Origin of the sequence: Pseudomonas sp. KCJK8993 (assembly GCF_046230915.1) — a bacterium.
GTDB lineage: Bacteria > Pseudomonadota > Gammaproteobacteria > Pseudomonadales > Pseudomonadaceae > Aquipseudomonas > Aquipseudomonas piscis.
In genome coordinates, this window is record NZ_JBJJLO010000034.1 from 23,289 (window position 1) to 34,968 (window position 11,680).

Sequence of the window (11,680 nt, forward strand, 5' to 3'; positions counted from 1 at the left end):
ATGTCGAAATTCTTTATCGACCGTCCGATCTTCGCCTGGGTTATCGCCCTGGTGATCATGTTGGTCGGGGCTCTAGCGATCCTCAAACTGCCGATCAACCAGTACCCGAGCATCGCGCCGCCCTCGATCGCGATCTCCGTGACCTATCCGGGAGCCTCGGCGCAGACCGTGCAGGACACCGTGGTCCAGGTGATCGAGCAACAACTCAACGGCATCGACAACCTGCGTTATGTGTCCTCGGAAAGTAACTCCGACGGCAGCATGACCATCACCGCGACCTTCGAGCAAGGCACCAACTCCGATACCGCGCAGGTCCAGGTGCAGAACAAGCTCAACCTGGCCACCCCGCTGCTGCCGCAAGAAGTACAGCAACAGGGCATCCGCGTGACCAAGGCGGTGAAGAACTTCCTGCTGGTGATCGGCGTGGTTTCCGAGGACGGCAGCATGTCCAAGGACGACCTGTCGAACTACATCGTGTCGAACATGCAGGACCCGATCTCCCGGACCCCGGGTGTCGGTGACTTCCAGGTGTTCGGTGCCCAGTACGCCATGCGGATCTGGCTCGACCCGGCCAAGCTGAACAACTACAACCTGACCCCGGTGGACGTGAAGACCGCGGTCGCCGCTCAGAACGTCCAGGTGTCCTCCGGTCAGCTTGGCGGCCTGCCTGCCGTGCCTGGCCAGCAACTGAACGCCACCATCATCGGCAAGACTCGCCTGCAGACCGCCGAGCAGTTCAAGGCGATCCTGCTGAAGGTCAACAAGGATGGTTCGCAAGTACGCCTGGGCGACGTCGCGGACGTTGCCCTGGGCGGCGAGAACTACGCCATCAGCGCCCAGTTCAATGGCAACCCGGCTTCCGGCCTGGCGGTGAAACTGGCCAACGGCGCCAACGCGCTGGATACCGCCAAGGCGCTGCGCAAGACCATCAGCGACCTGGAGCCCTTCTTCCCGCCAGGCATGAAGGTGGTATTCCCGTACGACACCACCCCAGTGGTGACCGAATCCATCAAGAGCGTGGTGCACACGCTGGTGGAAGCCATCGTGCTGGTGTTCCTGGTGATGTTCCTGTTCCTGCAGAACTTCCGTGCCACGGTGATCACCACCATGACGGTACCGGTAGTGCTGCTGGGTACCTTCGGCATCCTCGCGGCAGCCGGTTTCAGCATCAACACCCTGACCATGTTCGGCATGGTGTTGGCCATCGGCTTGCTGGTGGACGACGCCATCGTCGTGGTGGAGAACGTCGAACGGGTGATGCAAGAGGAAGGGCTGTCACCCAAGGAAGCGACCAAGAAATCCATGGGCCAGATCCAGGGCGCCCTGGTGGGTATCGCCCTGGTGCTGTCCGCGGTACTGCTGCCGATGGCGTTCTTCAGCGGCTCCACCGGTGTGATCTACAAGCAGTTCTCGATCACCGTGGTTTCGGCCATGGCCCTGTCGGTGCTGGTTGCCCTGATCTTTACCCCTGCCCTGTGCGCCACCATGCTCAAGGCCATTCCTGAAGGCCATGGCGAGAAACGCGGCTTCTTCGGCTGGTTCAACCGTACCTTCGACCGCAGCGTGAAAAGCTACGAACGCGGCGTGGCCAGCATCCTGAGGCACAAGGCGCCGTACCTTCTGGCTTACCTGCTGATCGTGGTGGGCATGATGTGGCTGTTCACCCGCATCCCGACCGCGTTCCTGCCGGAAGAAGACCAGGGCGTACTGTTCGCCCAGGTCCAGACGCCAGCCGGCTCCAGTGCCGAGCGGACCCAGGTGGTGGTCGACGAAATGCGTTCCTACCTGCTGGACAAGGAAAAGGACACCGTCGCCTCGGTATTTACCGTGAACGGCTTCAACTTCGCCGGTCGTGGCCAGAGTTCGGGCATGGCTTTCATCATGCTCAAGCCATGGGGCGAGCGCTCTGCGCAAAACAGCGTGTTCAACCTGGCCCAGCGCGCGCAGATGCACTTCTTCAGCTTCCGCGACGCGATGGTGTTCGCCTTCGCCCCTCCGGCGGTACTGGAGTTGGGTAACGCCACCGGTTTCGACGTGTTCCTCCAGGACCGCGCCGGTATCGGCCACGAGAAACTGATGGCGGCACGCAACCAGTTCCTCGGCATGGCGGCCCAGAGCAAAGTACTGGCCCAGGTCCGTCCGAACGGCCTGAACGACGAGCCACAGTACCATCTGACCATCGACGACGAGCGCGCCAGCGCCCTGGGCGTGACCCTGAGCGACATCAACAACACCTTGTCGATCGCCTTGGGTAGTAGCTACGTCAACGACTTCATCGACCGCGGTCGGGTGAAGAAGGTGTACATCCAGGGCCAACCCGGTGCTCGCATGAGCCCCGAGGACCTGAAGAAGTGGTACGTGCGCAACAGCGCCGGGACCATGGTGCCGTTCTCGTCCTTCGCCAAGGGTGAATGGATCTACGGCTCGCCGAAGCTGGCCCGCTACAACGGCGTAGAGGCCATGGAGATCCTCGGTGCCCCGGCCCCCGGCTACACCACCGGTGAAGCCATGGCCGAGGTCGAAGCCATTGCCGCCAAGCTGCCACCAGGTGTCGGTATTTCCTGGACCGGCCTGTCCTACGAGGAACGCTTGTCGGGCTCCCAGGCGCCAGCGCTATACGCCTTGTCCCTGCTGATGGTGTTCCTGTGCCTGGCGGCGCTGTATGAAAGCTGGTCGATCCCGATCGCGGTCATGCTGGTAGTGCCACTGGGGATCATCGGCGCACTGATGGCCACCAGCCTGCGCGGCCTGTCCAACGACGTGTACTTCCAGGTGGGTCTGTTGGTGACCATCGGCCTCGCGGCGAAGAACGCCATCCTGATCGTCGAGTTCGCCAAGGAGCTGCACGAACAAGGCCGCTCCCTGATCGACGCCGCGGTCGAAGCCTGCCGCATGCGTCTGCGGCCGATCATCATGACCTCCCTGGCCTTCGTCCTCGGGGTCGTGCCTCTGGCCACCTCCAGCGGCGCTGGCGCGGGTAGCCAGCATGCGATTGGCACCGGCGTGATTGGCGGTATGCTTACCGCGACGATCCTGGCGATCTTCTGGGTCCCGCTGTTCTTCGTCGTCGTATCGTCCATGGGCCGCAGGAAAGCGGACCAATCAGAAACTACTGCAAACTCTAATGAGGCTGGCCAATGAGCAAGTCGCTACTCTCCCTGGCAATCACCGCCATCGCGCTAAGTGGTTGCTCGCTGATACCGGATTATCAGCGCCCGGACGCGCCGGTGGCGGCGCAATTCCCCCAAGGCCCGGCCTATTCGCCAAAGGAGGCCGCCAACGTGGCGGCCGCCGAACAAGGCTGGCGGCAGTTCTTCCATGACCCGGCCCTGCAGCAACTGGTCCAGGTCGCCCTGGAAAACAACCGCGACCTGAAGGTCGCGGCGCTGAACATCGACGCCTATGCCGCGCAGTACCAAATCCAGCGGGCGGACCTGTTCCCCGCCATTTCCGCCAACGTCAGCGGCCAGCGCCAGCGCCTGCCGGCCCGGGTATCGGGGACCGGCGATGATCGGATCTCCGGCCAGCATTCGGCTACCGTGGGCATCAGTGCCTACGAGCTGGACCTGTTCGGTCGCGTGCGCAGCCTGAGCGAGCAAGCGCTGCAGAACTACTTCTCCACTGAAGAAGCCCGGCGCAGCACCCAGATCAGCCTGGTGGCCAGCGTCGCCAATGCCTACATCACCTGGCAGGCCGACAAGGAGCTGCTGAAGCTGACCCAGGAAACCCTGGCGACCTACGAGGAAAGCTACCGCCTGACTTCGCGCAGCAACGAGGTCGGGGTCGCCTCGGCCCTGGACCTGAGCCAGTCGCGTACCTCCGTGGAAAACGCCCGGGTGCAACTGGCGCGCTACACCCGCCAGGTAGCCCAGGATGAAAACAGCCTGACCCTGCTGCTGGGCACCGCGATCCCGGCCAACCTGCCGGCGGCCCAGCCGCTGTCGGCCGATCTGCTGAGCGAGTTGCCGGCCGGCCTGCCGTCCGAGCTGCTGCAACGGCGTCCGGACATCCTCGAGGCCGAGTACAAGCTCAAGGCCGCCAACGCCAATATCGGCGCGGCCCGCGCGGCGTTCTTCCCGCGCATCAGCCTGACGGCCAACGCCGGCAGCCTGAGCCCGGATCTCTCCGGCCTGTTCAAGGGTGGCTCGGGGACCTGGTTGTTCCAGCCGCAAATCAACCTGCCGATCTTCAACGCCGGCAGCCTGCGCGCCAGCCTGGACTACTCCAAGATCCAGAAGGACATCAGCGTCGCCCAGTACGAGAAGTCCATCCAGACCGCCTTCCAGGAAGTCTCCGATGGCTTGGCCGCACGCCAGACCTACAACCAGCAGTTGCAGGCCCAGCGTGATTTCGTCAGCGCCAACCAGGACTACTACCGCCTGGCCGAGCGCCGCTACCGCATCGGGGTCGACAGCAACCTGACCTTCCTCGACGCCCAGCGCTCGCTGTTCAGCGCCCAACAAGCGCTGATCACCGACCGCCTGGCGCAGCTGACCAGCGAGGTCAACCTGTACAAGGCCCTCGGCGGGGGCTGGAGCGAGCAGAGCGCGAAGAACGAGCAAACGGCGGAAAAGAAAGCCCCTGAGCTGCATCTGTTCTGAAGCCTGAACCGGCTGCATGAAAAACCCACCTCACGGTGGGTTTTTCGTTTGTAGTCCACGGCCAAGGTCGACCACCCCGCCCTCGCCTACGGCGCCTGGCGCGACTCCACCCCCAGTTCATCCCACACCGATTCGGCCAGGTGGAAGGTGGCGTTGGCTGCCGGGATCCCGCAGTAGATGGCACTCTGCATGATCACTTCCTTGATCTCGCCCCGGCTCACGCCGTTGTTCGCGGCCGCCCGCAGATGCAGCTTGAGCTCCTCGTTGCGGTTCATGCCGATCAGCATGGCGATGGTGACCAGGCTGCGGGTATGCCGGGGCAGTCCCGGACGGGTCCAGATATCGCCCCAGGCATGGCGAGTGATCATGTCCTGGAACTCCGAGTTGAACTCGGTCAGGGCTGCCAGGCTGCGCTCGACATGGGCCTCGCCCAGCACCGCGCGACGCACCTGCAGGCCTTCGGCATAGCGTTGCTTTTCGTCCACGAATGGCTCCTTGGGTGGTCGCTCAGGCCAGCAGGAAGTCCAGGACCCGGGCGCTGAAGGCATCCCCGGCCTGGACGTTGGACAGATGCGCGGCGCGGAACTCGGCGTACTCGGCGCCCTGCACCCGCTGCTGGATGAAATGCCCGCCAGCCGGTGGGGTGACGGCATCGTCGCTGCCGGCGATCACCAGGGTCGGCACCTTGATCGCCGCCAAGTGCTCGCGCAGGTCGGCATCGCGCACTGCGGCGCAGTTGGCCGCGTAGCCCTCGGGCGAAGTGGCGGCCAGCATGTCGGTGATCAGCTTGGCCTGGTCCGGATGGGCCTCGGCGTAGTCCGGGGTGAACCAGCGGGCGATGGACGCATCCCGTAGCGCCACCATGGCGGCCTGGCCGTCACGCAGCACCGTCTCGATCCGCGGGTTCCACACCGAAGGGTCGCCGATCTTGGCCGCGGTGTTGCACACCACCAGCTTGCCCAGGCGCTCGCCGGCATGAATTCCCAGCCACTGGCCGATCAACCCGCCCATGGACAGGCCGCAAAAATGCGCACGCGCGATATCCAGGGCATCGAGCAACGCCAGTACATCGCGCCCCAGTTGCTCGATGCTGTAAGGCCCCGCGGTGACCAGGGACCGGCCATGGCCACGGGTATCCATGCGCAGGACCCGAAAATGCTCGGTGAAGAGCGGCATCTGCTTGTCCCACATGTGCAGGTTGGTACCCAAAGAGTTGGACAGCACCAGCACCGGCGCCTGCTCCGGCCCCTCCAGTTGATAATGCAATTCGCCCCCGGCGAGTTTCACGAATCCCACGGCAATCTCCTTCAGGCCTTCAAGGCAAAATGTTCAGCCACGGCGCGCTCGACCCAGGTCTTGGCCTGGCCCAGGTAATGCGCCGGGTCCAGCAGGCGATCCAGCTCCAGCGCCGACAGCTCGGCACTGACCTGGGGATCCTCGCCCAATACCCCGCGCAGGTGGCGTTGCTCGGCCACCGCGCGCTTGCAGCATTGTTCCAATAGATGGTGGGCGGTCTCGCGCCCCAGGCGCTGGGCCAGGGCCATGCTTACCGCCTCGGCCAGAACCAGCCCCTGGGTCAGCTGGAGGTTGTGCGCCATGCGCTGGCGGTCCACCTCCAGGTCCTCGACCAGCGACAGGGCCTGGTGCAGGGCGCCGGATACCAGGCAGCAGATCTCCGGCAGGGTTTCCCATTCGGCATGCCACAGCCCCAGGCTGCGCTCGTGCTCCTGGGGCATGGCGCAAAACAGTGTCGCCAGCAACCCCGGAACCCGGGTCGCGGCGCTGATCAGCACCGCCGAGCCCACCGGATTGCGCTTGTGCGGCATGGTCGACGAGCCGCCCTTGTCCGCCGCCGCCGGCTCGAATACCTCCGCCGCCTCGGTCTGCATCAGCAGGCTGATATCCCGGCCCAGCTTGCCCAGGCTGCCGGCCAAGAGACCGAGGCTCGAGGCGAACTCCACCAGGCGATCGCGCTGGGTGTGCCAGGGCTGCTCCGGCAAGCCCAGGCGCAGTTCCTCGGCCAGGGCCAGAGCCACCGGTAGCGCTTGCTCGCCCAAGGCCGCCAGGGTCCCGGAGGCCCCGCCGAACTGCAGCACCAGCAAGCGCGGCTTGAGTTGCTGCAAGCGTTCGCGACCGCGGGTCACCGCCCCCAGCCAGCCGGCGATCTTCATGCCCAGCGTGACCGGAGTGGCATGTTGCAGCCAGGTCCGGCCCGCCAGGGGCAGGTCGGCGTATCGCTCGGCCTGGGCGACCAGGCACTCCCCCAAGCGCTCAAGATCCTGTTCCAACAGGTCCAGGGCGCTGCGCAGTTGCAACACCAGGCCCGTGTCCATCACATCCTGGCTGGTAGCGCCCAGGTGCACATGGCGCTCGGCTTCGGGAGCGTTTACGGCCACTTGCCGGCCCAGGGCCTTGACCAGCGGGATAGCCGGGTTGCCCGCCGTGACTATGGCCTCGCCCAAGGCCTGCAAGTCGTACCAGCCGACCTGGCAGGCGGCCTCGATCGGCGCGACGGCGCTGGCCGGGATCAACCCCGCCCGGGCCTCGGCCCGGGCCAGGCCGGCTTCGAAATCGAGCATCGCCTGGATTCGGCCCTGGTCGCAGAACACCTTGCGCATTGGCCGGGCGGTGAAATAGGCATCGAACAGCTGGTTGCTCGCAGCTAGGGTCATAAGGGTCCTTGGCAGCCTGCGCCCACCCGGACGCAGGCTCGTGGTTCAAAGATCGTGGTGCAGGTAGGCAGCCTGCCTGGGCAATCGCAGACTGAACAGGAAGGCGATGGCCATCATCACCGTAACGTACCAGTAGAAGGTATTTTCCATCCCCATGTTCTTGAAGTTCAGGGCCACCCATTCCGCCGAACCCCCGAAGATCGCATTGGCCACCGCATAGGCCAGCCCCACGCCCAGCGCCCGGACTTCGGGCGGGAACATCTCGGCCTTCACCAGGCCGCTGATGGAGGTATAGAAACTGACGATGGCCAACGCCAGGGTAATCAGCACGAATGCCAGGAGCGGGCTGCTGACGGTCTTCAGGGCCAGCAAGAGCGGCACCGTGAACAACGTACCCAGGGCGCCGAACCAGAGCATGGAGTTACGCCGGCCGATACGGTCGGCGAGCATGCCGAACAGCGGTTGCATGCACATGTACAGGAACAAGGCGCCAGTCATGACATAGCTGGCGGTCTTGGCGTGCATGCCGGCAGTGTTCACCAAGTACTTCTGCATGTAGGTAGTAAAGGTATAGAAGATCAGCGAACCACCGGCGGTGTAGCCCAGCACCGTGATGAAGGCCGCCAAATGGTGCTTGAACAGCGCGGCGATACTGCCGGCGTTCTTGTCCTCGCGGGTTTCCCGGCTGCTGGTTTCCTTCAGCGAACGACGCAGCAACAACGAGATCAGGGCCGCGATGGCGCCGATCATGAACGGAATGCGCCAGCCCCAGGCCTTGAGCGCGGCCTCGTCGAGGAACTGCTGGATGATCACCAGCACCAGCACCGCCAGCAGTTGCCCGCCAATCAGGGTCACGTATTGGAATGAAGCGAAGAAACCGCGCTGGCCCTTGAGCGCCACCTCGCTCATGTAGGTAGCGGTGGTGCCGTACTCGCCGCCCACCGACAGGCCCTGGAACAGCCGCGCCAGCAGCAGGAACGGCGCCCAGGCGCCGATGCTGGCATAGGTCGGCAGGAAGGCGATGACCAGGGAGCCAGTACACATCATCAGCACCGAGATCATCATCGAGTTCTTGCGCCCGTGGCGATCGGCAACCCGGCCGAACAACCAGCCGCCGATCGGGCGCATCAGGAACCCGGCGGCGAACACGCCGGCGGTGTTGAGCAATTGCACCGTGGGGTCGTCCGAGGGAAAGAACGCCGGGGCGAAATAGATGGCGCAGAAGGCGTAGACATAGAAGTCGAACCATTCCACCAGGTTGCCGGACGAAGCACCGACAATGGCAAAGATCCTTTTGCTGCGTTCCTCTCCGGTGTAGTGACTTGTAGTTGTAGTCATGTTTTTTCACTCATGGGGGACAGTGTCAGTCTAGACATACTTGGCAACACTCCCGTTCCACAGTCTCCATGACCAGGCTGCCCCGCAGCCGCCTCGACGGCTGCGGGCAATCGGCGTCAGACCCGTTCGATGGCCAGGGCCAGGCCCTGCCCGACCCCCACGCACAAGGTGGCCAGGCCTTTCCTGCCGCCGGTCCGCTCCAGTTGGTGCAAGGCCGTCAGCACCAGCCTGGCCCCGCTCATGCCCAGCGGATGGCCCAGGGCGATGGCGCCACCGTTGGGATTGACCTGGGGCGCGTCATCCGCCAACCCCAGTTCCCGCAGCACCGCCAGGGCCTGGCTGGCGAACGCCTCGTTGAGTTCGATCACATCGAAATCGCCCACCGCCAGGCCCAGGCGCTGGGTAAGCTTGCGCACCGCCGGCACCGGGCCGATGCCCATGACCCGTGGCGCCACTCCAGCGCTGGCCATGCCCAGGACCCGGGCCCTTGGCGTCAGGCCGTGCTGCCTCACCGCATCGGCCGAGGCCAGGATCAACGCGGCGGCGCCGTCGTTGACCCCCGAGGCATTGCCAGCGGTGACGCTCTTGTCCGGCCCATTCACCGGCTTGAGTTTGCTCAAGGCCTCCAAAGTGGTCTGCGGGCGCAGGTGCTCGTCATCCTCGACGAGGATTTCACCTTTCTTGTGGGCGATGCGCACCGGTACTATTTCTTCGGCGAAAAAACCCGCCGCCTGGGCCGTCGCGGCCTTGCGCTGGCTGCGCAGGGCGAAGGCGTCCTGGTCGGCCCGGGAGATCCGCTGCTCATCCGCGACGTTGTCGGCGGTCTGGGGCATGGCATCCACTCCATACCGGGCCTTCATCAACGGGTTGATGAAACGCCAGCCGATGGTGGTGTCCTCCAGTTGCATGTTTCGGGAAAAGGCACCCTCGGCCTTGCCCATGACGAAGGGCGCACGGGACATCGACTCCACGCCGCCGGCGATGGCCAGTTCCATCTCGCCACTGGCGATGGCGCGAAACGCCGTACCCACAGCCTCCATGCCCGAGGCGCAAAGACGGTTGAGGGTCACGCCCGGCACGCTATCCGGCAGGCCGGCGAGCAGCAGCGCCATGCGCGCCACGTTACGGTTGTCTTCGCCGGCCTGGTTGGCACAACCGAGGAACACTTCGTCCAGCGCGCTCCAGTCCACTTGCCGGTTGCGCTCCATCAGCGCCTTGATCGGCAAGGCCGCCAGGTCATCGGCCCGCACGCTGGACAAGCCACCGCCAAAGCGGCCGATGGGGGTACGAATGGCATCGCAGATGAATACGTCGCGCATCAGGCTTCTCCCGGGGCTTGGCCATGGGCAGCGGCGGTACGAGCCTCCAGTTCGCGCAGCGCCGTCAGTTCCAGCGCGGTGGGTGCGCTGGTCTGGGTCACCTGCTCGGCGAAGCGAATCGCCCAGCCCGTGGCCTCTATCACCTGTTCACGGGTCACTCCCGGATGCAGGGAAGTGACGACGAACTCATGACTGCCTGCCTCAGGTTCCATGATGCACAAGTCGGTGATGATCCCCACCGGACCGGCGCCCGGCAGCCCCAGGCGCTGGCGCGAGTCGCCGCCTTCGCCATGGCCGACCGAGGTGACGAAATCCAGCTTGTCGACGAAGGAGCGGGCGGACTGCTTGAGGATGATCAGCACGCTCTTGGCCGAGCCGGCGATCTCCGGCGCACCGCCAGCTCCCGGCAGGCGCACCTTAGGCTGGTGATAATCGCCGACCACCGTGGTGTTGATATTGCCGAAGCGGTCGACCTGGGCCGCCCCCAGGAAACCCACGTCGATCCGCCCGCCCTGCAGCCAGTAGCGGAAGATCTCCGCGGTGGGGACCACGGTATCGGCGGTTTCCGCCAGTTCACCGTCGCCGATGGATAGCGGCAGGACACTGGGCTTGGCGCCGATCGGGCCGGATTCATAGATCAGCACCACGTCCGGCGACGAAGTGAGGCGCGCCAGGTTGGCGGCCTTGGACGGCAGGCCGATGCCGACGAAGCATACCGAGCCGTTGCGCAGGCGCCGGGCCGCGGCCACGGTCATCATTTCATTGGTGGAGTAAGTCATTGCCGGGCCTCCCGGGCTGCGGCCAGCTTGGCCTGGAATTCACTGAAGTCGGCAGTGCCGCGAATGTACTGGTCGATCCATGCGGTGAAGCTCTGGCGATCGCGGGCGATGGGGTCCCAGGCCTGGTAGAAACGATTGTCGCGCTCGGAATACCCGTGGGCGTAGGACGGATGGGCACCGCCAGGCACATGGCACACCGCGCTCAGGGCCCAGGTCGGCAGCACGCAGGCATTCATCGGCGCCTCGAGGTCATCGACGATCTCCTCGACGGTGACGATGCAGCGCTGGGCGGCCAGCGCCGCCTCCTTCTGCACGCCGAGGATGCCCCACAGCAGGACGTTGCCCTTGCGGTCGGCTTTCTGCGCGTGGATCACCGTGACGTCCGGACGTACCGATGGCACCGCCGCCAGCACTTCACCGGTGAAGGGGCAAGTCACGCTCTTGATCAGCGGGTTGACCTTGGGCAGGTCGGACCCGGCGTAAGCCCGCAGCACGGCGAACGGCAAACCCGAGGCCCCGGCGACGTAGGCATTGGCCAAGTCGGCATGGCTGTGCTCTTCGATCTCCAGCGGCCGCGGCCATTGTTTTTCCACGGCGTCGCGCAGGCGATGCAGGGACCCCACGCCCGGGTTGCCGCCCCAGGAGAAAATCAGCTTGCGGGCGCAGCCGGCCCCGATCAGTTGGTCGTAGATCAGGTCCGGGGTCATCCGCACCAGGGTCAGCTCCTGCTTGCCCTGGCGAATGATTTCATGGCCCGCGGCCGTGGGGATCAGGTGGGTGAAACCTTCGAGCGCGACGGTGTCGCCATCGTTGATCAACTGCTTTACGGCCTCGTGCAGCGAGAGGATTGCAGCCATGGAGGGAGTCTCCCGGTGGGTGTCCAGCGACTGGGGAAAGGCGCTCAGGTGGCGCCGCAGTGGCTGAAGGTTAAGCCGGGGCAAAATCACGGAACAATCCGATAATCGACTAAA

At 64.9% G+C, this 11,680-nt stretch carries 9 protein-coding genes; 2 read left to right on the plus strand and 7 right to left on the minus strand.

The window, feature by feature from the left end; all coding sequences use genetic code 11:
- The gene (locus tag ACK6AU_RS13455) at nt 1–3,141 is read left to right on the plus strand and encodes an efflux RND transporter permease subunit (RefSeq protein WP_409299592.1); all 3,141 of its coding nucleotides are present in this window, start codon (nt 1–3) and stop codon (nt 3,139–3,141) included.
- Nucleotides 3,138–4,601, plus strand: coding sequence for an AdeC/AdeK/OprM family multidrug efflux complex outer membrane factor (gene adeC, locus ACK6AU_RS13460; RefSeq protein ID WP_185697911.1), 1,464 nt, complete (start codon nt 3,138–3,140; stop codon nt 4,599–4,601). Before ACK6AU_RS13455 ends, adeC begins: the two co-directional genes overlap by 4 nt.
- Nucleotides 4,602–4,687: 86 nt before the next feature.
- On the opposite strand, the gene pcaC is transcribed toward adeC, so the two are convergent.
- The 7 genes from pcaC to ACK6AU_RS13495 all read right to left on the minus strand — a co-directional run bounded on the left by pcaC (nt 4,688) and on the right by ACK6AU_RS13495 (nt 11,566).
- On the minus strand, nt 4,688–5,086 hold the full coding sequence (pcaC, locus tag ACK6AU_RS13465; protein WP_185697910.1) for a 4-carboxymuconolactone decarboxylase: 399 nt from the start codon (nt 5,084–5,086) through the stop codon (nt 4,688–4,690).
- A 22-nt stretch (nt 5,087–5,108) separates the two neighbouring features.
- Complete coding sequence (gene pcaD, locus ACK6AU_RS13470; RefSeq protein WP_409299593.1) at nt 5,109–5,897, minus strand: 3-oxoadipate enol-lactonase; 789 nt, start codon at nt 5,895–5,897, stop codon at nt 5,109–5,111.
- 11 nt (nt 5,898–5,908) lie between these two features.
- Nucleotides 5,909–7,273, minus strand: a complete 1,365-nt coding sequence (locus ACK6AU_RS13475; RefSeq protein WP_185697908.1) for a 3-carboxy-cis,cis-muconate cycloisomerase — start codon at nt 7,271–7,273, stop codon at nt 5,909–5,911.
- A gap of 45 nt (nt 7,274–7,318) precedes the next feature.
- Nucleotides 7,319–8,611 carry an MFS family transporter gene (locus tag ACK6AU_RS13480; RefSeq protein WP_409299594.1) on the minus strand — a complete coding sequence of 431 codons (1,293 nt, stop codon included), beginning with the start codon at nt 8,609–8,611 and terminating at the stop codon, nt 7,319–7,321.
- Nucleotides 8,612–8,727: 116 nt separating this feature from the next.
- Nucleotides 8,728–9,933, minus strand: coding sequence for a 3-oxoadipyl-CoA thiolase (gene pcaF, locus ACK6AU_RS13485; protein WP_185698145.1), 1,206 nt, complete (start codon nt 9,931–9,933; stop codon nt 8,728–8,730).
- Nucleotides 9,930–10,709 (minus strand): CoA-transferase subunit beta, encoded by a 780-nt coding sequence (locus ACK6AU_RS13490; RefSeq protein ID WP_185697906.1) that lies wholly within the window; start codon nt 10,707–10,709, stop codon nt 9,930–9,932. Before ACK6AU_RS13490 ends, pcaF begins: the two co-directional genes overlap by 4 nt.
- Complete coding sequence (locus ACK6AU_RS13495; protein ID WP_185697905.1) at nt 10,706–11,566, minus strand: CoA transferase subunit A; 861 nt, start codon at nt 11,564–11,566, stop codon at nt 10,706–10,708. Before ACK6AU_RS13495 ends, ACK6AU_RS13490 begins: the two co-directional genes overlap by 4 nt.
- Nucleotides 11,567–11,680 lie beyond the last annotated feature (114 nt).

Excerpts from the sequence above, each read along its gene's own strand:
- ACK6AU_RS13495 (WP_185697905.1), bottom strand. The coding sequence starts at position 11,566 with ATGGCTGCAATCCTCTCGCTGCACGAGGCCGTAAAGCAGTTGATCAAC.
- ACK6AU_RS13480 (WP_409299594.1), bottom strand. The coding sequence starts at position 8,611 with ATGACTACAACTACAAGTCACTACACCGGAGAGGAACGCAGCAAAAGG.
- adeC (WP_185697911.1), top strand. The coding sequence starts at position 3,138 with ATGAGCAAGTCGCTACTCTCCCTGGCAATCACCGCCATCGCGCTAAGT.
- ACK6AU_RS13490 (WP_185697906.1), bottom strand. The coding sequence starts at position 10,709 with ATGACTTACTCCACCAATGAAATGATGACCGTGGCCGCGGCCCGGCGC.
- ACK6AU_RS13475 (WP_185697908.1), bottom strand. The coding sequence starts at position 7,273 with ATGACCCTAGCTGCGAGCAACCAGCTGTTCGATGCCTATTTCACCGCC.
- ACK6AU_RS13455 (WP_409299592.1), top strand. The coding sequence starts at position 1 with ATGTCGAAATTCTTTATCGACCGTCCGATCTTCGCCTGGGTTATCGCC.